Here is a 23,274-nt window from a genome sequence, read left to right on the forward strand (position 1 = left end):
AAGGTGTAAAAATGGTTGCAGTCAATGAATGGATCGGGAGAGCCCAGGAAACAACTCACACAGTGAGAGCTTCTATCCTCAAAGTTCTGGTCGGAGGGATTTACAAAATCAACCTCCAGGGGCTCGGCTCGGTTGAAACCCGAGGAATCTCCTCGGACCGGATCGACACAATTGCGGCCCGGTTGGTCTCAGAACTCGGAGAATTCGAGAGTCTGATTGTCTCACAAACCGGAGCCGATGGAGAGGATATTCTCATTGAGTCTCAGGAGCCGGGCCAGCCTATCGCGAGCGGGGTTTCTATCGAGGAGCCAGCGGCCTCCTATGTTGAGCAAATCCAACCAGGAAAAGAGCCGGTTCTCCAGGAAGTGATTGTTACGCTTCCAGGAACGACAACCGGGGGGAACTGGACTCTCTCGGTTGGATTCGATTCAGAGAACCAGGATATCTATGAGACAACCGGGAACATTTCCGGCTCAGCAACTCCGGCCTCGGTCACAACGGCAATGGAGGCTCTCTCCTCGGCCTCAAGCGGTGACTTTGAGACAACCCTCTCCTCGGTTTCTCCTCGGTCCTATCGGATCAAGGTGAAGGGGAATTACGCCGGAAAGAATCTCCGATTCAAGGCCTCGGGAGCAAATCTCTCAGGGAATGCAACGGCCCACGTTGAGACGGTTCAAAACCCTGGTCAAAACGCTCCCTCAGTTTGGGCCGTTCATTACGCCTACTCTGGAGACTTCCGGAACGTTCAACTCACAATCAATGGATCCTCAGAATCGGTTTCCGGTCCGGCAATGGGGGAGGAGACATTCTGGAATTCCAGGATTCCCGAGGGAGTTGAGAATCTGGAATTCGAGGAATACATCGACGCCGGAACCCGAAAAGGCCTGGTCTCTTTCTCAACGTTCTCGAATGCTGTCATTGAAGTGATTCCAGACTATTCCGGCTCGCAACAGGCTCTCAGAGCCGGCTCGGTCAACCTCCAGGGATTTCAGATTGAGGGGCCAGACGAATTCCTTTTCGTTCACTCAGTTGAGGCCTCCAGGACTTACACTCTCTCCGGTGAAACAACAACCTCAATCACAAGCAACTCGCAACTCGATACAGTCCTGGAGGCTCTCCCCTCGGTCGATCCTGGAGATATCGAGGTTTACTCTCCATTCCAGGGAGAAGGCTCCGATTGGCCGGTTGTGGTTCACTTGACGGGATCTCTGGCCAATACCAACCCAGATTTGATGGCGTGCTCGGTAGGCCAGCCTCCGGCCCTGATTGCGAACGGTGGGCCTCTCCTGAATGAGATTCAGGAAATCACAATCATTGCAGACGGAGGAACGTTTCCCCTCTCTCACTCCGGGAACGGTCCGACGGCGGGTCTGGCCTACAATGTTTCAGCCGGAGATATGCAAACAGCCCTGGAGGGCCTGGCCTCGATTGGAGTAGGGGGTTGTTCCGTCTCCAAGAGTGGGAACTCCTGGAGAGTTGAGTTCATCGGAGCCAACGCTCAAACAGATATGGCCAAGATCTCGACAAGCTCAACAAGTTTGACGGGAGGAGCCGGGATTTACCCAACGGGTTCGAAAACGGGGGTTCTCGGTCAAAACGAGATTCAGGCCGTTCACATTGATCCAACAGCCTCCTCGGGATCGTATCGGCTCGGGTTCGGTGGATTGTGGACCGTTGACCAGGATCATGATGAGGATCCGACAGACGTTGAGGCCGATTTCGAGGCTCTCTCAACGGTTGGTGCCGGAAACGGAACGGTTTCAGGATCGGAGACTGATCTCCTGATTGAGTTCACTGGCTCGAAAGGCCTGAAACCTCAGGATCTTATCAAGATCGACCAGGACGGGCTCAACGTTTCCGACAATAATACAATGAGCCTGAAAACCGAGACTCTGGCAACCGGCCCGAATCACTGGACAAACTCAGAAAACTGGACACTCGGCCATGTTCCTTGCTCAGGGGAGAGAGTCTCTCTCTACTCAGGGAATCAACCGATTCTCCATGGTCTCAATCAGGTTGGAGAGTGCACGTACTCAATCCATTCAGTGACTCTCAATGGGCCTGGTGACCTGGTGGACGGTTGCAAGGTTCGACTCCGAACAACCGGAGCCCTCCCAACGGCTGAAGACTCAGACGGCTCGGTTACACTCTCAACCTCGGCTGATTATTTCATTGTTGGAGTGGATGTTGATTCCGAGGGCCGGCAAGTTCTCCAGATTGCAGAAACCGAAAACGGGGAGGCTATCGAGTTCACTTCAGCCGGCTCCGGAACCCATCGAATCGGAGTCTATCTCGATTCGATCGACTCTCACGGAACGTTTACGGGCTCCGGAGTGGGACTCCCTCAGCGAGTTTCCGATGAGTGGATTGAGGCTCCAAGGTTCCTGAAGGTTGGGCTCCTGGGAGATTCTTCCCCCAACTTAACGCTCGGGCTCGGAGAAGGAACGGGGCCGGATCGGCTCAACTTTGATTTCCAGGATTCTCCCCTCGATGCTCTCGTTCTGAATTCCCAGGCCGGGCAAGAGGAGCCGGCAATCAGTTTGAGAATTCAGAGCCTCTCCTCCGGGAAGATCGACAACCGGGGAGGGACTCTCGGCCTCGGTCTCGGCCCTTCTGAGCCTGAGGTTCAACTCTCCTCTCTGGCCTCCTCGGGTGGCTCAGTGCGGTGTGGGAATGTTCGAATTGGTTCGGTTGTGGATTACACCGATTCAATCCGGTTCCAATCAATGGATGTCAACTCAGGCTCAATCAGAATGGCTCTCTAATGGCAAAAAAAGGTTATGCGATCACTGAGAAAGATTGGCCGGCCTATCGTCGATTGATCTCTCGGGAACGGACCAACGGATTTTCACCCAAGGAGGAGAAATCCTCTCCCTGGGCCAGCCGAGAACGGGCCGAGGTGATTCTCCTTGAGGATCTCAGCACAAGAGGCTCGGCCCTTGCAGCCCGGCTCAAAGAAACTGAGAGGTTGGTTCAGGATATTTTTCTCCCTGATCGGCCCGCAACCTCTTTTCAGTTTACGGTTGGAGGAAACTGGACCTCGGAAAGAATCCGACCAGCGGATACCAGAACTTTCATCAATGAGTTGCTGAGATCACCAATCCGAGCGGATGTTGACCGGGTGGAATTTGGAGGCCTGACTCAGCGGTATAAAGTCGTTTTCCGAGGAGCCTCAACCAGGCGGGGAGATTATCTTGATACTCCCACGGATCGGGTTTCAGTCTCCAATAACAACTTGATCGATTCAGGTGAGAGAATCGGAGTTTCGGCAAACTCCGGGTCAATTGAGCCGATCCGAGCCGGAACTCATTGCCAAGTTGAGAAGACTTCAGCGGGTGATTGGAGGATTTCGGAGCGGGAGCAATATCCCGTCAACTTCCAAGAGACGATTATTCAGGGGGGTTATTTCCAGCCTTGTGTGAGGGCAGCGATTCCAGCCGGTCTCAGCGATGGTTGTGTGACTTGTGGAGACGATACTCCGGAGGGGTTCGGGATCTCAACCGAGTTCTTCTCCGAGGCTCTCAAAGAGGAGTTGGGGCTCCCTGAGATCACTTCGGAATCGATCTCTCTGGCTCACGGAGGGGCTTGTCAGTGGTTCTCTGATTTTTGGGGGGCCGGAGATCGGTTCTCATGGACTCTCACGGTTTACGGGGGTTCCAATGACTGGCCGTCGGCAAAGTTGGAACTCAAGGAGGCAGTCTCCGATTCTTACGGAGATCCAATCAAAATCACATACTGGACTCGGGAGCCTTTCGATTGTCTCGCCAAGGCTCAATTCTGGAGGGTTCTCTCTCAGTCAAACGGCTCCCCACAAATCCGGAGAGATATCTTTCCGGGTTGCCTGCAGTTGGTTCCATATGCTCGGGTTTGCGGGCTTGATTTCAATTGCTCGCCATTCTTTGAGACAACGGTCGGAATTGTTCCGTTTATTTCCGGAGCGGCTCAGCCGGGCGGCGGGCCTCACGATATTTTCGATCCTCAATGCTACTGGCCTCCTTTTGATCCTCAGGGGATTGACGGTTTCCATCTCTACTACTCCCCTCGATACGATCCTGACAGCCGAGTGAGAGGGCAACTCACAGGGGTTGTCTCTATTGGAGGCAATGAGCAACGGTATATCTGGATTTCCGAGACGGCCTCTAACGGAACTCCAATTGCTCCGGATTGCAACGGGGTAACACTCACTCACGAATCGGCAATCTTTGGGGTTTTCGACAACGTTCCTGAAGGTTGGCCGAATCAAATCAATATCGTTCCCTACACTCGATAGGCTCACAATGTTCAATCCTTGCTCTTATGCAGGCCGAGTGATTTCCCCCGAGTCTCGATTTTGCCGGGCTCCGAATCGGCCTAAGCTGGTTGGCCCTTCATTGTGCCAAGGTTGCCGGCTGGCAGAACCTCAGGAGCCGGAGGAGATCTGGCCTCAGTGTATTCATCGAGGCCCGGCCCTCCGGATCATTGATTGCAATTGCCCGAACGGTTCAGAGCGATCCGTTTTCAGTTGCTCTCAGGTTGGTGGATGCGTTTTGACAAACGCCGATCGGGAGAACGTCCAAGGAGTTTCAGTTTGCGAAACTTGCGATGAGAGACAAGCTGAGAGGCCTGCTCCTGAGCCTGATCTCTCAGAGTGGGCTCTCATCACTTGTCATTTCAACCCGGTCAACTCCAACCTCCTGAGGCGGAACTACTGGGAATGGAGAAACTCTCTCGGCCCGGCCCTGGAGGATCGGCTCATTACGGTGGAACTGGCTCCGAGAAGGGAGCATTGCATCCCGGACGCTCTCCAGATTGAGGGCTCGGAGAAATCGATTCTCTGGCAAAAGGAGAAACTCCTCAATCTGGGGATTGTCCGGGCCTTTTTCTCGCGTGATAAAAAATGGAGCAACGTGAAATATGTTGCCTGGATTGATCACGATTTGATTTTTGATTCTCCCGATTGGATCTCCAAGGTGACTCAATACCTCTCTGAGGGTGGGCAGGTTTGCCAGCTATTCTCGACTCTCAGCTATCTCGACAATCAGAAGCGGGAACTCTCGCGAAGATCGGGGACGGTTGCCTACCTGGCAGGACACAGAATTGACGGAGAGCCTCACTCTCCAGGAGGAGCCTGGGCCGGTCGGATTGATTACCTAATGAACCTCGGGGGCCTTCATGAGGTTGATATCGTCGGGGGAGGAGATCAAGTTGCTTGCGATGCCTGGACTCATCGTGACTCAGGCTATATCGACAAGAATCCTCCGGCCCTGGCTGAGAGTTGCCGAGAATGGGTTGAGAAGGCCCGAGCCTCTTTGATTCAGTCGGCTGGATTCATCGAGGCTCATGTTTCGCACTTATACCACGGAGATAAGTCGAAGCGGCAATACGACTCTCGAATGGAGATCCTCCATCGATTTGAATTCAATCCGACTCTGGACCTCCTTAGAGAAAATGGAGCTTGGACGATTTACAAAAAACCGAAACTCTCCCAGGCTCTCCGGGATTACTTCTCAGGCCGAGAGGATGACGTTTGAGAAAGGCCCTCAACGGCTCGGGCCGATCCGAGAATAAACACTAGGAGGATCAATACATTAAGAGTGGGCTCTCCGGTATTCCCTCGGGAGAGGTTCAGGAGAACCAGGGCCGAGGAGAGAATCAACGCGATAAGCCAAGAGAGACGGGTTACCATTTTCGAGCCCTCCAGAGTGGAATGATTCCGAGAAGAACAAGAGCCATCGAGGAGGGCTCCGGAACGGCAGCAATTAGAGGATTTTCGAGAAAGCCTCGAATCTCTCCGACGAAATCACCATTGAAATCAACGTAGAACTCCTCTCGATAAACAGCACCTCCAGAGGGTGAACCAAAGTTGATTCCTGCGGACAGGTACGGAAAGTTATTTGCCTCGAAACCTTCGTTCCAATACTCCAGGGTGATTCCCTGGATTGGATCAGCGAACCGCAAATAAGCCTCGGTGAAAGGGGCTGTCGAGGTGGATATTCCTACAAAACCAGAGCTTACATCAGATCTAAACTGGCTGACAAAATGATCCTCAGTGAACGTGTAGGAGTCCAGGCCCTTGGAGACAATCAACTCCATATCAATCAGATCAACGTCAAAATCAAGCTCCCCTCCTCCAGGTCCAACGGTGATGAATCCTGAGAACTCCCAACCATCGAGCCAAGGAGCGTAGTTGATAATCGGATAAGTGACGTCGGCCCGAGTGGTTGATGACAGCAGTAGAAAAACCGTCAGAAACAAAAAGACTCTCATAGTAACCCTTTTTTGATTTTGGACTCTTGCAAGCGGTATCAAACTCAAATAGAGTACGTTTGTTCACAAGGCAGAGCAAATGATTGCTTACAAAAATCTTGATTCACATCCTCGATATTGCTTCTCACTCGCCTTTCTTCGCGAGTTCTTAGCGGCCCTCTTTGCGTTTCGACGCCTCCGCTAATTGTTTTTCCGCAGCCTCATTGCAAACAAGTCTCATCCAGTTTGCTACTGAGCGGTCCTGGAGTTTTGCGGCTTTCTCCCAGATTGCTTTTTCTGATTTCCAGCAGTCAATTCGTTTCTGGTCATCCATCTTAGTCTCAGCCATTCACTTACGTTCCTGAAACGTTAAGGAGTTGAGTCATTTTTTTGAATGATTACAGAAACAGTACTTATTGACGACACATTACCGAAACAGTACCTTTCCTGTTCATCGTCCCCCAGCGATGCACAATTCGATCAAACCGAGCGGTGACGCTTGGGCTTTGCCGTTTCTGGAGAATGGGGACTCTGGAAACGGCTTTTTGTATGTCTTCATGACACGAAAAAACCTCAAGAGGGTTGCAGCCCTCTTGAGGCGATGTGTCCCACAATGGCGCAGTAGGTACACGGAGCAGTGTAGATGGTATCGGTACGTAAATCAACAACAATCACTGAGATCCTGTCAACCCTGGTTGACGTGATCAGTGAGATTCCGGAAACGAACAAAAAACTAATTGAAACGATTGTTGCATCGAAACCCGAACAACCAAGGAGGCCAATTGACCTCCTTGAAGATATGAGCCCGGAGGAGGTTGCAATTCTGGTTGTGGTTCGGGGTTGGAAGGGAACCAAAAAGGAATTGGCTGAGAAGCTCGGGGTCGGTTATCGCACGATTAAACGCTGGCCTTCCTTCTCCAGGGTTTGGAATTCAATCAGGACCGGGGAGAAACTCGGAGAGATTAAGAGAGGTTTGAGCAATGGGGAGGGAGGTTTCGAGGCCATCGCCTAGAGTCTCGGTTGTCTACCGAGGGGATCGGAAACGGTTCTATCTGAGATATCAGAGAGGCCGGAGAGTGATTGAGACTCAATCGACTCAGGCCCGGAGCCGAGCCGAGGCCGAGCGGTTGGCGGCTCGGTGGGAGGCCGAACTCCTGGAGGGCCTTCACAAGCCGAAAAAACTCTCAACCTGGAAAGATCTTCTCTCAGAGTATGAGGTCGAGCATCTCTCCAGCCTGAAAGAGAAAACTCGGGCTCGGGCCCTGGAGGTTGCTCGGAGTTTCGAGAATGTTATCAGGCCCGGAAAGCTCTCGGAGATCTCCTCTCGGGATGTTGCCAAGTGGCAGAGCCGAATGAGGAGAGACAAGCTCTCAGAATCGAGCATCGAGAGCAACTCCTCTCACCTGAAGGCCCTGCTCAACTGGGGCTTGAAACACGATTTTCTTTCTGAGGTTCCCCATATTGCGATACCTCGAAAATCAGGCCGAAAGATGAAAGGCCGGCCTCTCTCCGATCAGGAGATTGAGCAATTTGCTCAGGCCTCCTCAAAAATTATTGGCGAGCAATTGGCTCAGGGTTGGTCTGATTTGATTCTCGGGCTCTCTAATTCCGGGCTCCGGCTCTCGGAGGCTCTCCTCCTGAGTTCTTACGATCCTCCGGTGTGGACAGACTATAGCCTTTCGAGGCCGATGATCCGGATTCTTGCTGAGGCCGATAAGGGCGGAAAGTCTCGACTCTTGCCGATGGCTCCTGAGTTTGCCTCTCAGATTGAAGGCCGATCAGGATTGATTTTCGAGCCGATCGGCAAGCGACGGGGCCGGGCCTCCCTGGAGAATGCGGGGAAGATTCTGAGCAAGATTGGAGAGGCCTCAGGAATTCAGGTTGCTCCTGGGAAATTTGCCTCGGCTCACGATCTCAGGAGGAGTTTCGGTTTCCGGTGGTCTCGGAGAGTGATGCCAGCGGTTCTCAAGGAAATCATGAGACACGAAGATATCTCAACCACGATGCAGTTCTATGTTGGCTCCAACGCCGAAGCAACAGCCGAGGAACTCTGGAAACATGAGTAACCATGTTAGTAACCATTGAGACCTCAGTTGACGTAACTCAGTGCCCCCACAAGGAATCGAACCTTGAACCTACTGATTAAGAGTCAGTTGCTCTGCCAATTGAGCTACAGGGGCATCTGCACAATCTTCAAAACTGTCGTCCCCCAAAGAGGGCAAACTGAATTCGGCGATGAAGCATTTTGCAGCGACGAAGTGTAGTTTCTTCTGCATCAGACGTAAAGGAATCACAAGCGGAATTAGAACTCGATCCGCAGCAGAAAGTCCACGAACAATTCCGATCGAAAATAGGGATCGAATTTGAGTTGCCGCTTGCCAGATGGAATTTCGTTTCGTCACTTCAACGACTTCGAAAACGCGTCCCCGCAACAAAGAGGGAACACACACTCATTGGTTCGCGACTGTTCAGCCGGAAACGCACTGCTACCATGTTCGTTGAGGAGTGAATTCGTTGGTTTGGCCATACAGAGTCCGAGCGAATAATTTGCCGGGCTGTCGCCTCCGGTTTCCCAAAGTCGAAGACGACCACCTGGAATCGATCCGAGATGCTGAATCGCATACCATAGTTCCGACCTGAGACATCCATCGAACTTCCCGGAATCGGATACTCCGCAATCCCGGGCAAAAAGTTACCCCATGTTGAGTTCCACAGAATCGCAACAACCTGACACGAATAATCCAGAGAAGGAATCCCCTTCGAGTGGATCGACGCAATCCAAGAGCGTTTCGCGTCAAACAATCCTTCGCCGCGCAATTCTGTTCGCGATTCTCGTGATCGTCGTTCTCGGGCTGAAGAACCCGGTCGTCAATGCTGTCCAGAGCTACCGGGCCGCCCGCTTCAAATCGGAATGCAAAGCGCTGATTGACGCAGAAGACTGGTCGGGCGCGCGATCAACAGCCCGCGCGTGGCTCAAGATGACTCCTGGCAGCAACGATGCACTCGTCTTTCTGGCCGAAGCAGCTGTGCAGCTTGATGATCCCGAAGAAGCTGCGGACTCACTTTCGAAAGTGAGTGATGATTACCACGGTGCGCTTCAAGCGTTGGCTGTCTGCGCAGAACTTCAGTTTACTGATCTCAACCAACCCTATCAGGCAGAAGCAACCTGGAAGCGGATGCTGGAGATCGACCCTCTCGCCGATGTCGCCCATCAAAGGTTGATCTACTTCTACGCCATGACTCTCCAGCGTCAGGCGATGCGTGATCAAATTGAGCAGGCAATGGAGCTTGGATGCGAACCTCCGGAAGCCTATCCGTATTTACTCCTGGCCAATGTTCTCAACTTTTCGGATGGCCTGAAGAAAGTCAGCCGCTGGCGGCAGTCGAACCGAGACGACGAAATCCTCGAAGTGGCTCAGTCCATTTATGCAGCCAAACGGACCGAAGACAGTGGAATGGCGACTTTCGGAATTCAAACGATCACACCGGGAGACAAAACGCTGCTTGATCGCTGCATTCAAAAGTATCCGGGCAATCTCGAAGCTCTATCGCTGCAAATTGAGTTTGCCATGTTTGGCGGAGACCCGAAGACCGTCGCAAAATTGCTGGCTCAAGCAGGTGCCGAAGCTGAATCAGACAGTCGATTCTGGCGATATCGTGGTTGGTTATTCCAGGAACGCGGCCGAGACGAAGAATCGGCCAAATCGTTAGAGCGAGCACTCGAAATCAACCCGTTCGAGTGGCAATCACGTTGGCTTCTTGCTGATATCTATCGAAAGCTGGGAAAGAGCGAACTTGCTTCCAAGCACGCCAAGATCGCTGCACAGGGAAAAGACCTGCAAACGCAGCTCTTCGAACGCCCCAACGCCCGTGATCTCACTCCCGAATTGATGCAGCAGATTTATGATTACCTGCATTCAATTGGGCCATCGATTCCTCGGGATGCGATCGAAAAGAGAATCTGACAGTTCCGTAAGCTACGAAACCCATCCGCCAAACCTCAAGACGAATAAGATATTTTGTCACGCCAAAATTTCTCTCAAAAATTTTTTGGATGAACTGAAAAATCGGATTGGAATGATTTCGCGGCCGTCTCTCCACACTTCTCAACACTCTTTCTTGCACCCTGTCGACGTGCCCGATGAGCAGACTTTTTCGAGTTTCCTCCGCTGGTCAAAGTGAAGTTTTCAAAAAATCCGAAACTTCCGCTCCACTCGGGAGTTAACCCCATATCCCGATGCGTGAGTCACTTGCCTCACCGTCGTGAAGCCTCGTTGAAATCAGCACGATGAGTGCGTCAGATCACGGTTCGGTATGATTTTTCTCCTATCAAATTGAGCACGCTTCGAAATTTGATCTCGGTTCACCAATTCGTTGGTAGCGAGCGAGGATGAGTTCAAACAGTCGCCCACAGTGAGCATTTGAACAAATCAGTGTCTGAGAGAATATTCTGGATCAACGAATCAAACCTGCGGTTCATTAAACAGAACCTAAGACAACTTGAATCCAGCAAAACGCTCGCCAACTCGTGAAATCGCACAACTTCGATGGTGTCTTTCCCCCTGAACTGTTCGTGTTGACAGGGTACTTTTTGCAGTCAAGTCGACATCGATTCAACAAAAATTTCGTTACAACCGACTAATAAATAGTTACGATTCTGTTGTCAGGTTGAGATCTTTGATCTAAACTTTCAAATTGGTAGTAGGGTTTCTTATTCGAGGATCCCTTATTTTCATTTCATTAATTTTGCCGAAAAGTATTTCAATGCGTCTGAAAGCCTGCCATTTTCTTTTGATCGCCTTGCTTTCCTGTGTGGTTTCCGGATGTGGCGATGGGGATATCCCAGAGGATCTCCCACCGACCCCGGAAGCTGGAACTGATGACTATGATCAGTACAACAGCGCTGGTCGTCGCGGTCCAGGTGGTGGCAAGGCTGGCAACAAGTAACGAAACCCATTTGCAATGATTCTGCGATGGTTTCAGTTATGATCTCGCGTCGGTGATTTCACCATCGTCGCTCTTTCTTTTTTTCATTGTTTATCGAGGATGGACTCATGAACACGCGAAGACGACGTCGCTCAGCGTTTACGCTGATCGAACTCCTGGTCGTGATTGCGATTATCGCAATCCTGATCGCACTCCTGCTCCCGGCTGTGCAGCAAGCCCGTGAAGCTGCCCGGAGAACACAGTGTAAGAACAACCTGAAGCAAATCGGGTTGGCTCTGCACAACTACCACGACACCTACGGTCAGTTCTCCCTCAACTACGACGGAACCTTGCCGATCTACAACAAGGTAACCGGGCAGGAAGACCAGCAAATCGGTCGAAACCAGTCTGCGATCTCTTGGGTCACAGCCTCACTTCCATACCTTGATCAGGCTCCGCTCTATCAGGAAATGGATTCACTCGGAGCATTCACTTCTGCCCCAGCAACCTGGGCGAGCGGAAACGGATACGGGAATCCTCGCGTTCAGGAACTGGCTCTGACCATCATTCCTGCATTGCAGTGCCCAAGTAACCCACAGTCGAAAACAACCGAATCGAACGAAACATCGTTCTGCTACCTCAACAACGGCGGATACGCTGATGGTGGTGGCGGTGGTGGAACACGCTACCCAGGTGGACGATGTGATTACGTCGGAAACATGGGATTCGTTCACAGTGGATGGCGTGACGTCGGAACCGGTGCTTCACACGATGCTCGAAACGGAGCTCGCTGGGTCAGCCCTGAGTGGGTGACAACTTACGACGAAGACTGGGACGACTACACCGACTACCGTGGATGCTTCTGGCACCGTGGAGCAGCTCGTATCGCTCAGATCACCGACGGAACTTCGAACACAGTTGCTGTCTTCGAAAACCATCACTGGCGAATTTCGAAAGATCGTCCTTCACGATTTGCTCGTAACGCAAGCTGGATTTCTCCAGTGAACGTGCTCGACACCCTGAACAAGAAGATCAACTCCGACAACGTTTACAACTTCCGTGGCGACAACGACAACCGCGGAGCTTCAATGTCAAGTACTCACCCAGGTGGTGCTCACGCATTGATGGCTGACGGAGCTGTTCGCTTCCTGAGCGAAAACATCGACATCGGTGTTGCTGGTCACGATGGAACAACCTACCGCGAAGGTGTTCAGCTCGCTCTTTCAACAGCAAGTGCAGGCGACCTCGTCGGCGAATTCTAAGACTCGTCAACACAAACAAGCTTGACGATAGAATTCTATTTTGTTGATTGAATTCCACACCGGCTCGGGACGAGAACCTTCTCGCTCGGGCCGGTTTTTTGGTAGAGAGCTTTGAACTTGCAACCACGAACGACCACTCCGCGCGATCGTGTTGGCACGCCTCACAGAATGAGCGTGTGCATCAAACGATCAGCCGGGTTGAGACATCTTATGTGGCAATTTCAGCGTGGGATCGGACCGCGCTTCTTTCTCGATCGGATCCAACCACCAATGGCATCGCGGATCGTCGTTTCAGCGATCTGCATGTTGCTTGCCGGGTGCCCTCAATCTTCGTCTCCCGAACCTGCTGATGGTCCAGATGGCACGCAAGCTGTCGAGCCAGCTGAAGAAACAAACGCCAACCTCAGCCAGACACCGCAAGATTCTGCGCCGGAAAAGAAATCGAGTCTGTTTGACGATCTCGACGAGATCCTTGAGGAAGACTCCGCTCCGCAGGAACTTGATTTCCCCATCTTCTTCACCGACACGCACGAAGAAGCGGGAATCGACTTCGAATTCGACAATGGAGACTCACCCGAAAAGCTGATGCCGCAGTCAACTTCCGGAGGGATTGGCTGGATTGACTATGACCGCGATGGATGGCCGGATCTCTATTGCGTGCAAGGTGGCTACCCAGCTGCTCCGACACGAGAAGGGGAGCCGATTGACGAACTGTTCCGAAACATGCAGGACGGCACGTTTCTATCTGTCACAGAAGCGGCGATGCTCGAGGATATCGGATACGGACACGGCGTCGTCGCTGGCGATTTCAACAACGATGGTTTCGACGACCTGTACGTTTCCAACGTTGGAGAGGACGCCTTTTACTTCAACAACGGCGATGGGACTTTCGAAGAAGTCGCAGCTGCGAGCGGCATGTCGAATCCACTCTGGGCGACCAGTGCCGGGTGGGGTGACCTCAATCAGGACGGAAACCTCGACCTCTACGTTTGCAACTACGTCGACTACGATCCATTCCATCCGACTTCGTGTGTTGGCGAAGAAGGCGAACCGTGGATCTGCCATCCAAAAGACGTTGATCCCATCCGTAACGTTTGCTTCATCAATCAGGGTGACGGGACATTCTCCGAAGAATTAACGGAGCGCGGCCTTGAAGCGGACGGAAGCAAAAGCCTGGGCGTCGTCATCGCCGATTTCAATCGTGATGGGACTCAGGATATCTATGTCGCCAACGACACCACAGCCAATCATCTCTTCGTGAATCAGGGCGGTGGGAAATTCGAAGAGCAGGGGCTGGCCCTTGGATGTTCGATGAGCGGACTCGGACAATTTCAGGCAAGCATGGGTCTTGCGTTTGGTGATTTCGACCGCAATGGGTGGCAAGATCTTTACGCAGCCCACTTCACGACCGATTCGAACACGCTGTACCGCAATCTGGGGGAATCCGGATTCACGGACGCAACTCGCGAAACCGGATTGCATCTCCCGACGTTACCGTTCCTCGCGTTTGGAACGGTGATGGCCGATTTCAATCAAGACGGCTGGCAGGACCTGTTCGTCGCGAATGGCCATATCGACGACTGGAGAGCAACAACCGGGGATGCGTGGTATATGCCGCCTCAGATGTTCCGCTTCAATGGGTCTCAGTGGATCGAGTGTACTGAAACAGCTGGACCATATTTTCAAGGCGAGTACCTCGGACGAGCGGTCGCCTCCGCCGACTACGATCGAGATGGAGACCTTGATCTGGCGGTTTCCCAACAGGCAGCCCCTGTCGCGCTGCTGCGAAATGACTCGGAAAGTGGGCACTGGCTGCAGATTGAACTCATCGGAACGACGAGCAATCGACAAGGGATTGGTTCAGAGGTCATACTCCGACAGGGAGATTTAAAATTGACTTCCCAACTTCCCGGAGGGACAAGCTATTGCGCAAGTCATCAGCCGATTATCCTCTTCGGCCTCGGGAAGAACAAAAACAGCTGTGAGATCGAGATCAAGTGGCCGAGCGGCATTCGACAAGTCGTGTCCGACGTCGCAGTGGATCAGTTATTGACTGTCATCGAAGCCGATTCAGACACACAGGAAGAATAACGAATTCAGATGAGACAGCTTGACCGGCCAAATTTCTGGCCCTTATTCACGATCGCTTTGCTGGCTTGTTCGATGGTGATCGCCGGATGCCAAAATCGCCCGGAATCGCCTGAGGAAGATGATTCCGATGTGACCGATACGGAAGTCGAATCTCGATTTTCCGCGCCGACGGTTCCGTCCAAACCGTCAGAAGGGTTCGCCGGAAGCGCAGCTTGTCGTGAGTGCCATGCTGAAATCTCGGACCATTTCCATCAGCACCCCATGGGTCAGTCTCTTGCGGATGTCATGCTCGCGACTCCTCTCGAAGACTACGAGGAAAATATCAAGTTTGAGACACCTCGCGCGCCCCGATCGACGGTGACGCTCTCTTACGAAATCGAAAAGACTCCTGACGGGGTCTATCACCACGAAATCTTGACGGATGAGAACGGCGAGGTCATCTATGATCTCCCGGTGCCGGTCGCCTTCGCTGTCGGGTCCGGAAAACGAGGGCGTTCGTACCTGATTGATCGCGGCGGATTTCTGTTTATGTCTCCCGTCACGTGGTATTCGGGAGGAGAACGATGGGACCTCTCGCCGGGCTACGAAGGCCGGAATCTGCACTTCGATCGTCGCATTGTCGATGGTTGCCTGAGTTGTCACGCTGGACGCGTTGCCGAAATCGAATCAGCTCCCGATCAGTACAAGCCGGAACCGTTTCTGGAAGAATCGATCGGCTGCGAGCGTTGCCATGGTCCCGGCGAAGAGCATGTCGCTTTCCACGAGGGAAAACTGGAATCGGAATCTGATCCGATGCTCGACTTGTCCACACTCTCTCCCCGTGCCCGCGATCACATTTGCTTTCAGTGTCATCTCATTGGGGAAAGCCGTGTGACGCTGTACGGTCGAAGCGAATTCGATTTCCGACCGGGGAATACTGTCGACGAAATCTGGGCGATCATCCTCAAGGGAACCGGAGTCGAGTCAGATCAATCGACCGCTGCTGTCAATCAGGCAGAGCAGATGTTGAGCAGTGTCTGTTATCAGAAAAGTGACGGACAGATGAGCTGCACTTCGTGCCACGACCCTCACCGAATCCCGAAGCCTGCTGAGCGCATCGAGTTCTATCGGTCGAAGTGCATCGCGTGTCACGGTCCCGATGACGTCGAGTGTACAGAACCTGTCGCCGAACGATTAAAGGTCACCGAAGAAGATTCCTGCATCGAGTGTCATATGCCTTCGCTCGCCGCGAATGATGTCCCTCACACTTCGCAAACCGACCACCGCATCCTTCGCCGTCCTCAGAAAACGGTGCCTTCAAAGAAGAAAGACAACGTCTATTACGTGTTCGGACAGGAGGATGGTGTTCTCTCCGAAGCTGATCTCGAGCGGGCGTCCGCGATTTCCATCATTCGCTCAGCTGAGCAAACCGGGAATGATGTCCTGGCTGGGGACGGGATTGAGATTCTTGAAGAGTGGTTGAAAGTCGCTCCGGATGATCTCAAAGCTCAACTGTCGCTCGGCGTTGCCTATTGGCTTCTCGAAGATAATCGCATGGCCGCCCGAACGTGGGAAAAGGCACTCGAATCGAATCCCGACAACGAGTATCTGCTGCGTCGTCTCTTTGTCCTGTATCACGATTCCGGACAACTTGATCTCGCCTTGAAATACGGTCGGCAGCTGGTCGAGATCAATCCGTACGACTACGAATACTTCGGCCGGCTCTCACACATTCTCGCCCAGGAAGGTGAGATGTCCGAATCAGCAGAAGCTGCGGAACAGGCACTCCAACTGAATCCCTCAGCTGCGCAACTGCATCAGTGGCTGGTTCAGGTTTACGATTCACTGGGTGAAACAGAACTTCGCGATAAGCACATCGATCTCTATCGAAAGAAAACTGGACAGTAGCCAAGCAACATCTCGGTCTCGAGAGAAGGCTTCCGCACGTGCCAGCAGGCTTCGACGGATTTGGTTCAGCCTGTTGATTCAAATCGCTGAGAAAACTCCGCTTACCGAATACATCAACCCTGACTGATTTGCTAGACTGAGCGAGTGGGGTCGTTGCGACTCCTGATCGTTCTCTGCGCGTCTCCACCCCCTGGAGCTTCACGAATGCGTATACCCTCACTCTTCTCCCCACTTCTCAATTCCGCTCGCTCCATTCATCTTGCCGCCTGCCTCGTGGCATGTTGCATCTTGGTGCTGAACGGTTCCAAAGCGAATGCGATTGATGCTGAGGAGATCCTCTCAAAAACCGGTGTGCGTGGTGGCTTTATCGTTCAGCTTGGACTGGGCGACGGAAGCCTGACATCCGACCTGAAAGCAAGCGACGCATTTCAGGTTCACGGTCTCGATCGAGATCCCGAAACTGTCCGGAAGATTCGAAACGAGCTTCACAAATCGGGCGTCTATGGTGCTGTTTCCGTCGACCAACGCTCATCGACTGAGCTGCCGTATATCGACAACCTGGTCAATCTCCTCGTCGCTGAGGATCTCGGCGATGTTCCGATGTCTGAGGTGATGCGCGTCCTCGTTCCGAATGGAACCGCTTTCCTGAAAGGCGAAGACGGCAATTGGACCGCGACAGTCAAACCTCGTCCCGACGATATCGATGAGTGGTCTCATTTCTTTCATGACGCATCGGGAAATGCAGTCGCTCACGACGATGTGGTCGGTCCGCCTCGGCACTTGCAATGGGTCGGTAGCCCGCGCTGGTCGCGGCATCATGATCGAATGGCCAGCATGAGTGCTCTCGTCTCCTCAGGCGGGCGATTGTTTTACATTCAGGATGAAGGAAGCCGGATCTCAATTCAGCTTCCGCCAAAGTGGAAGTTAATCGGGCGAGATGCATTTAATGGAACCGTTCTCTGGAAGCGGGATATTGAATCGTGGCAGGATCATCTCTGGCCGCTCAAGAGTGGTCCGACACAGTTGTCGCGCCGACTCGTTTCGACTGAGGACGAGGTCTATGTCACGCTCGGAATCGATGCTCCCGTCTCAGTCGTTGATGCTGCCACTGGGGAAACGCTTCGAACTCTCAAAGACTCGGACGGGACGGAAGAAATCATCGTCTCGAACGGGACGATCTATCTCGTCGTCAACAAAGAGGGCTCCGCTCGCGACGCTTACATTCCCCTCAACGGTGGAGTCGGAGATCAGGCGCATGTGCGGGAGAATTTCTTCTGGAACGAAGAACCTCGCGTTGTGATGGCCTACGACGCAGAATCGGGAGAACAACTGTGGGCAAAGACGACTCGCATTTCTCCGCTTACGATGGCTGCGGATCAGGAGAAAGTTTACCTCCACGACGGAAGCCAGATCGTTGCGATTGACGGAAAGTCCGGGGAAGTCGACTGGCAAACATCTTCGGTCACGCGGCGAAAGGAATACACGTTCAACTTTGGGCCGAGGCTCCTCATTCACGAAGGCGTTGTCCTTTACGCGGGGGGTGACAACAAAATGGTGGCCCTTGAAGCCAGCGACGGAAAGGAACTCTGGACCTCCGAACATCCGAACTCTGGATATCAATCCCCGCAGGATTTGATGGTCGTCGATGGTCTCGTTTGGGTCGCTCCAACGACGTCCGGAAAAGACACCGGAATCTTCACCGGCCGCGATCCTCGAACCGGCGAAGTTAAAAAGTCATTTGAGCCGGATGTCGACACATATTGGTTTCACCATCGCTGTTACATCTCCAAAGCCACTGACAATTACTTGATGCCTTCCCGAACAGGGATCGAATTCGTCGACTACGAAAATGAGCACTGGGACATTCACCACTGGGTTCGAGGAGGATGTCTTTACGGGGTGATGCCATGTAACGGATTGACTTATGCCCCCGCTCATAATTGCGCCTGTTATCCCGAAGCCAAGCTGTTCGGATTTAACGCATTGGCTCCTGCCGCTCCAACTCGTCCTCGCCCACTCGATGTTCCAGAAGAGGGGCGACTCGAAATCGGACCGTCATTTGATCGGCCGCTCAGCCCGATTGACGAAGCTTCCTTCGGAGTTGACTGGCCCACTTACAGAAGCGATTCCGCACGATCCGGTTTCTTGACGACCCGCGTTCCGTCGGAATTGACTGAAAGCTGGAAAATCACTCTCGGTGGAGAACTCACTCCGCCCGTCATTGCGGAAGATCATGTTTACGTCGCCCAGAAAGATACACATACGCTATTCGCCCTTGATGTCGCGACAGGTGAAACCGCATGGCAATACACGATTGGTGCCCGAATCGATTCTCCTCCGACTGTTCAACGGGGACGCGTCGTGTTCGGCGGGAATGATGGATGGGTCTATTGCTTAGCTTCAGACGATGGATCGCTCTGCTGGCGATATCGTGCCGCTCCGCTCGATCGACGAACGATAGCGTTTGAGCAATTGGAATCACTCTGGCCGGTTCATGGTTCGGTTCTGTTCGAAAATGACAGCATCTACGCTGTCGCAGGTCGATCGAACTTCCTCGACGGAGGACTTCGACTGGTTCGACTCGATTTGAAGTCCGGCAAGAAACTCACTGAAACGCTCATGGACGAAACCAATCCCGCGACGGGGAACAACCTGCAAGAACTGGTCAAAGTTCTTCAGATGCCGGTCGGGCTTCCGGATATTCTCTCAAGTGATGGTGAGAGAATTTACATGCGATCGCAGAAGTTCGACCAGGATGGGAATCGACTTGAGATTGGCCCTGTCTCGGGAGATTTCGTGGAACAAGGCTCCGCTCAGAGGGGGGAGGGCGTCCATCTCTTCGCGCCGATGGGATTCCTCGACGACACCTGGTTCCATCGCGCTTACTGGGTCAATGGAAGAAGCTTTGCCGGCGGACACGCGGGATATTATCAGGCAGGCAAGTTCGCTCCGGCAGGTCGTATTCTCGTCAATGGAGGCGGGTATGTGTACGGGTACGGTCGAAAACCGCAGTACTATAAATGGACGACTGTTCTTGAACATCAGCTGTTCGCGTCTCCTCCGGAGCCTCCGGAAGTCAAAATCACGAAAGCCACGACCAACAACAACAACGGTTCGTTTGCTCAATTCAAACCGACGGCTCATCTCGATCCGACCGGGAAACCGATCACCGTCGAAGCCTGGTTCAATGCCACAAAACCGAATGGCGTGATTGTCGCGCGGGGTGGACCGACCGATGGATTCGCGCTCGCATTGAAAAACGGACGCTTGGGATTTCACGTTCGAAGCGATTTCGAACACGCTTCCATCTCCGACAGTAAACGCGTCATCGGAGGATGGCACCATGCTGTGGGTGTCCTGAATGACGATGCACAAATGACGTTGTATGTGGACGGAGAAGAAGTCGCTCAAGGGACAGCGAAAGGGCTTCTCGCCACCAACCCGAAACAAGCGTTGGAAATCGGTTCCGATGAAGGGACTGCGGCAGGAGACTACAAAGGGCAGAACGGATTTACGGGATCCATTGATGAAGTGAGGCTCTACTTCTCAGCGACTTCCGCAGAAAAAATCCGCGAACGTTACATGGATGGAGTTGAACTCGCCGACGATCCTGTTCTTTCCGTTTCGTTCGACAACGAGAACTCAAAAGACGAATCGGAATACAGCAATCCAGGGACCCTCAAGAGCGGCAAGCCCGTGCCCGGAAAGTTTGGAAACGCAATGATGTTCGTGGCGAAAGCTCGCCGATCTGGCGGAAATCGCAACGCGATGGCATCGCAACTCCAACCGAAGTGGACCGCTGATATTCCGATCTATGTTCGGGGAATGTGTCTCGCCGAACGGACACTTTTTATCGTCGGCCCCGCCGATATCATCGACGAAGAAGAGACCTTCAAACAGATTACTGAACAGGATCAATCAGTCGTTGCACTGCTCGCTCGACAAGATGAAATCCTCGCTGGAAAAGAAGGCTGTCAGTTACTGGCCGTCAATGCCGACACCGGAGAGATCGACGGAACCGTCGACCTGAAGACGTTGCCAGCCTGGGATGGTCTGGCGGCAGCTCAGGAGAAGCTGTTTCTATCGACACTCGATGGAGACGTGATCTGTTTCGTCGGTGAGGAAGAGTGATTCCATGCGTTTCCTGTTAACGTTTGTCGCTTTGAGCACCTTCTTTTCTGTGTCCATCCCCGCATGCGCCTGTAACATTCCAGTGTTTCGGTTTGCTTTGGAACGATGGACTCCCGACGCCATGGAAGTCATCGTCTTACACGATGCTCCGTTTTCGGAATCCGAACAACGAGTGCTTTCCGAACTCGATTCAGCTTCCGAGCATTCAAATATCAAAGTCATTCTCCGCGATGTCAGTCATGGCACTCTCGAAGGGTCTTTGAAGAAACTGGACATCGAATCCGCTGAACTGAAGTCATTCACCGGTCCGACGGCGGTCATTCGATCGAGGGCAGGGCGGGGAAAGTCGATCACTATCTGGACAGGCCCGGTTAAAGAACTCGCGGTCAGTGAAATGATCACCTCTCCTGTTCGCAACGAATTGAGCAAGCGACTGTTGAGCGGAGACTCGATCGTTTGGCTCGTTCTGAAATCGGCCGACGACAAAAAATCAGCGCAGGTTGTGACTCAACTGAGAGATTCGCTCCCGCAAATCGCTCGACAAATTCCGTTCCCCGAAGGGATCGGGCTTCCTGGGTCTGAGCTTTACGCAGCGATTCCTCTCGACATGAGATTTACAGTTCTCGAAGTCGATCCAAACGACCCGAAAGAAGCCTTCTTGAAAGAGTGGCTCACGAAATTTCATCCTGATGATTACGCTGCGGGAGATCCTTTGATCGTGCCGGTGTTCGGACGCGGGCGCGCACTGGAAGTGATTCCAGCGAGAGCTTTGAATCCGAGTCTGATCGACCAACTCTGCGTGTTTCTTTGTGGAGCGTGTTCGTGCCAAGTGAAGGATCTCAATCCGGGATTTGATCTTCTCATTTCGACGGACTGGCACAGTGAACTTTTTGGAGAAGAAGCCCCGGAGTTTCTTGACGACGGACTTCAGCGGGCAGCTCCGGACTCAGAACCCGAGTTCATTGAAATTCCGCCCGGACTTCCGCAAGATCGGTAAGAGACGCAAATGCTCCCGTCTCACGATGTCACTCCTTTGTTCCTCCCCAATCGCCGAATTCAACTGACTCACCGAGGACGCAATTCATGAATCGAATGACTTTGGCGTTGCTCGGTTCGCTGATCGTCATGGGGCTGCTCCTCTACTCATTGGCATCCGAAAGCCCTTCGCGCAAACTTCGTCAGCCAGCGACAGGCACCGAGGCAAATGATTCCGCTTCGCAGCCAAATTCTGATGCTGCAATTTTAATGTATTGCGCCGCCAGCAACCGTGCCGTTGTCGAGAAGATTCGTGCAGACTACGAAGACGAAACTGGTCGCCGCGTCGAGATTCAGTACGGGCCGTCGCAGTCTCTTCTCTCATCACTCGAAGTCAGTCGCACAGGAGATCTCTATCTCCCGGCGGATGAAAGCTACCTCGACATTGGCCGCGAACGCGGACTCGTTGAGGAAGCCATTCCACTTGCTGAAATGCAGGTTGTAATCGCTGTTCGCAAAGGAGAAGAGTCCCGGATTCGCACATTCGATGACTTACTTAGTGAAGACATCCGCCTCGTTCAGGCCAATCCTGATGCAGCAGCTGTCGGCAAACAGACGAAAGAAGTGCTCGAAAAGACAGGGCAGTGGAATCAGCTCGACGCTGCGACCGTCGGTTATCGAACAACCGTGACTGATGTCGCCAACGACTTGATCGTCGGAGCAGCGGATGCGGGAATCGTTTACGACGCAGTGCTGGCCACGTATCCAGATCTCACTGCTGTGAAGCTTCCTGTGTTCGATTCCGCCATCGCAAAAATCGCCGTCGGGGTCACCAGTGCGTCAAACGACTCATCTCGTGCATTGCATTTCGCCCGCTATCTCGGTGCAAGAGATCGTGGGCAACGCTATTACGATGAACTCGGTTTCAAACCAGTGAATGGGGATCAATGGGCAGATGTCCCCGAGCTAAGCGTGTTTGCAGGTTCGATGTTGCAGCCGGCGATCGAACAAACGCTCATCGACTTTGAAAAGCGGGAAGGGGTTTCCATCTCACGCGTTTACAACGGATGCGGAATTCTTGTGGCCCAGATGAAAGCAGGTCAACATCCCGACGCTTACTTTGCATGCGATACGGAATTCATGAATCAGGTCAGCGACCAGTTTGGCGCGCCGCTGCCGGTCTCGCGGAATGAATTGGTGATCCTTGTCGAAAAAGGAAATCCTCACGGAATCAAATCGCTTCGCGATCTCACTCGACCTAGCTTGCGTGTGGGAATCGGGCACGAGAAGCAATGTGCAATGGGATGGCTGACTCAGCAGACACTCACCGAAAGTGGAATCAAAATCGAAGTGATGGAAAACGTCACCGTCCAAACACCAACCGGAGACATGCTCGTCAATCAGCTCAAGACCGGTTCACTCGACGCCGCCGTCGCATACTTGAGCAATGCTGCCGGTTCAGGAGATGTGCTGACTGCCATTCGAATCACCGGGCTGGAGTGCTCACAGGCAACTCAACCGATTGCAATCTCCCAATCAACGCCGTACAGTCACCTCGCTGGACGACTGCTGAAAGAGATCCAGTCCACGGATTCCCGGGAGCGGTTTCGGGCCAATGGATTTGTCTGGCAAGCAGAGTAAAACTTCTTCGAATTCAGACTGACGAAGCTGGAGTCGGAAACGCAACAAGCTCGAATCCCTCCGTTCGACTGCACAGATGTGAACAACTTGTTCCGGTCTTTACGATAAGTTTGCAAAAAGTGCTACGCTCTGAGAA

The 23,274-nt window shown here is 52.9% G+C and carries 15 protein-coding genes and 1 tRNA gene; 13 read left to right on the forward strand and 3 right to left on the reverse strand.

What is annotated here, in order from left to right; all coding sequences use genetic code 11:
• Nucleotides 1-62 precede the first annotated feature (62 nt).
• The 3 genes from KOR42_RS15650 (at nt 63) to KOR42_RS15660 (ending at nt 5,510) form a co-directional block, all read left to right on the forward strand.
• On the forward strand, nt 63-2,765 hold the full coding sequence (locus tag KOR42_RS15650; RefSeq protein ID WP_231740949.1) for a hypothetical protein: 2,703 nt from the start codon (nt 63-65) through the stop codon (nt 2,763-2,765).
• Nucleotides 2,765-4,270 carry a hypothetical protein gene (locus tag KOR42_RS15655; protein WP_146510785.1) on the forward strand — a complete coding sequence of 502 codons (1,506 nt, stop codon included), beginning with the start codon at nt 2,765-2,767 and terminating at the stop codon, nt 4,268-4,270. Before KOR42_RS15650 ends, KOR42_RS15655 begins: the two co-directional genes overlap by 1 nt.
• A gap of 616 nt (nt 4,271-4,886) precedes the next feature.
• The gene (locus KOR42_RS15660) at nt 4,887-5,510 is read left to right on the forward strand and encodes a hypothetical protein (RefSeq protein WP_146510786.1); all 624 of its coding nucleotides are present in this window, start codon (nt 4,887-4,889) and stop codon (nt 5,508-5,510) included.
• Between the two features lie 148 nt (nt 5,511-5,658).
• On the opposite strand, the gene KOR42_RS15665 is transcribed toward KOR42_RS15660, so the two are convergent.
• Nucleotides 5,659-6,246, reverse strand: coding sequence for a PEP-CTERM sorting domain-containing protein (locus KOR42_RS15665; protein WP_146510787.1), 588 nt, complete (start codon nt 6,244-6,246; stop codon nt 5,659-5,661).
• A 148-nt stretch (nt 6,247-6,394) separates the two neighbouring features.
• Nucleotides 6,395-6,574 carry a hypothetical protein gene (locus KOR42_RS15670; RefSeq protein WP_146510788.1) on the reverse strand — a complete coding sequence of 60 codons (180 nt, stop codon included), beginning with the start codon at nt 6,572-6,574 and terminating at the stop codon, nt 6,395-6,397.
• Nucleotides 6,575-6,925: 351 nt separating this feature from the next.
• On the opposite strand from KOR42_RS15670, the gene KOR42_RS15675 reads away from it, so the two are divergent.
• Nucleotides 6,926-7,237 carry an ECF-type sigma factor family protein gene (locus tag KOR42_RS15675; protein ID WP_146510789.1) on the forward strand — a complete coding sequence of 104 codons (312 nt, stop codon included), beginning with the start codon at nt 6,926-6,928 and terminating at the stop codon, nt 7,235-7,237.
• Between the two features lie 64 nt (nt 7,238-7,301).
• Complete coding sequence (locus tag KOR42_RS15680; RefSeq protein ID WP_197441235.1) at nt 7,302-8,291, forward strand: tyrosine-type recombinase/integrase; 990 nt, start codon at nt 7,302-7,304, stop codon at nt 8,289-8,291.
• Between the two features lie 41 nt (nt 8,292-8,332).
• Here the strand turns inward: KOR42_RS15680 and KOR42_RS15685 are convergent.
• Nucleotides 8,333-8,405: transfer RNA gene (locus KOR42_RS15685), tRNA-Lys, on the reverse strand.
• Between the two features lie 519 nt (nt 8,406-8,924).
• Here KOR42_RS15685 and KOR42_RS15690 point away from each other — a divergent pair.
• From KOR42_RS15690 to modA, 8 genes are all read left to right on the forward strand, one after another.
• Complete coding sequence (locus KOR42_RS15690) at nt 8,925-10,190, forward strand: tetratricopeptide repeat protein (protein WP_146510791.1); 1,266 nt, start codon at nt 8,925-8,927, stop codon at nt 10,188-10,190.
• 799 nt (nt 10,191-10,989) lie between these two features.
• Nucleotides 10,990-11,172: a hypothetical protein gene (locus tag KOR42_RS15695; RefSeq protein WP_146510792.1), complete on the forward strand. Its 183-nt coding sequence runs from the start codon at nt 10,990-10,992 to the stop codon at nt 11,170-11,172.
• A 107-nt stretch (nt 11,173-11,279) separates the two neighbouring features.
• On the forward strand, nt 11,280-12,413 hold the full coding sequence (locus KOR42_RS26715; RefSeq protein ID WP_197441236.1) for a DUF1559 domain-containing protein: 1,134 nt from the start codon (nt 11,280-11,282) through the stop codon (nt 12,411-12,413).
• Between the two features lie 270 nt (nt 12,414-12,683).
• The gene (locus tag KOR42_RS15705) at nt 12,684-14,504 is read left to right on the forward strand and encodes a CRTAC1 family protein (RefSeq protein ID WP_197441237.1); all 1,821 of its coding nucleotides are present in this window, start codon (nt 12,684-12,686) and stop codon (nt 14,502-14,504) included.
• Nucleotides 14,505-14,513: 9 nt separating this feature from the next.
• Complete coding sequence (locus KOR42_RS15710) at nt 14,514-16,391, forward strand: tetratricopeptide repeat protein (protein WP_146510794.1); 1,878 nt, start codon at nt 14,514-14,516, stop codon at nt 16,389-16,391.
• A gap of 204 nt (nt 16,392-16,595) precedes the next feature.
• Nucleotides 16,596-20,522 carry an outer membrane protein assembly factor BamB family protein gene (locus KOR42_RS15715; protein ID WP_146510795.1) on the forward strand — a complete coding sequence of 1,309 codons (3,927 nt, stop codon included), beginning with the start codon at nt 16,596-16,598 and terminating at the stop codon, nt 20,520-20,522.
• A 4-nt stretch (nt 20,523-20,526) separates the two neighbouring features.
• Nucleotides 20,527-21,519, forward strand: coding sequence for a hypothetical protein (locus KOR42_RS15720; RefSeq protein WP_146510796.1), 993 nt, complete (start codon nt 20,527-20,529; stop codon nt 21,517-21,519).
• A gap of 86 nt (nt 21,520-21,605) precedes the next feature.
• Nucleotides 21,606-23,138: a molybdate ABC transporter substrate-binding protein gene (modA, locus tag KOR42_RS15725; RefSeq protein ID WP_146510797.1), complete on the forward strand. Its 1,533-nt coding sequence runs from the start codon at nt 21,606-21,608 to the stop codon at nt 23,136-23,138.
• The last annotated feature ends 136 nt before the right edge of the window (nt 23,139-23,274 follow it).

Origin of the sequence: Thalassoglobus neptunius (assembly GCF_007859735.1) — a bacterium.
GTDB lineage: Bacteria > Planctomycetota > Planctomycetia > Planctomycetales > Planctomycetaceae > Thalassoglobus > Thalassoglobus neptunius.

Excerpts from the sequence above, each read along its gene's own strand:
- KOR42_RS15665 (WP_146510787.1), bottom strand. The coding sequence starts at position 6,246 with ATGAGAGTCTTTTTGTTTCTGACGGTTTTTCTACTGCTGTCATCAACC.
- KOR42_RS15705 (WP_197441237.1), top strand. The coding sequence starts at position 12,684 with ATGGCATCGCGGATCGTCGTTTCAGCGATCTGCATGTTGCTTGCCGGG.
- KOR42_RS15655 (WP_146510785.1), top strand. The coding sequence starts at position 2,765 with ATGGCAAAAAAAGGTTATGCGATCACTGAGAAAGATTGGCCGGCCTAT.
- KOR42_RS15695 (WP_146510792.1), top strand. The coding sequence starts at position 10,990 with ATGCGTCTGAAAGCCTGCCATTTTCTTTTGATCGCCTTGCTTTCCTGT.
- KOR42_RS15710 (WP_146510794.1), top strand. The coding sequence starts at position 14,514 with ATGAGACAGCTTGACCGGCCAAATTTCTGGCCCTTATTCACGATCGCT.
- modA (WP_146510797.1), top strand. The coding sequence starts at position 21,606 with ATGAATCGAATGACTTTGGCGTTGCTCGGTTCGCTGATCGTCATGGGG.
- KOR42_RS26715 (WP_197441236.1), top strand. The coding sequence starts at position 11,280 with ATGAACACGCGAAGACGACGTCGCTCAGCGTTTACGCTGATCGAACTC.
- KOR42_RS15670 (WP_146510788.1), bottom strand. The coding sequence starts at position 6,574 with ATGGCTGAGACTAAGATGGATGACCAGAAACGAATTGACTGCTGGAAA.
- KOR42_RS15720 (WP_146510796.1), top strand. The coding sequence starts at position 20,527 with ATGCGTTTCCTGTTAACGTTTGTCGCTTTGAGCACCTTCTTTTCTGTG.
- KOR42_RS15715 (WP_146510795.1), top strand. The coding sequence starts at position 16,596 with ATGCGTATACCCTCACTCTTCTCCCCACTTCTCAATTCCGCTCGCTCC.
- KOR42_RS15690 (WP_146510791.1), top strand. The coding sequence starts at position 8,925 with ATGTTGAGTTCCACAGAATCGCAACAACCTGACACGAATAATCCAGAG.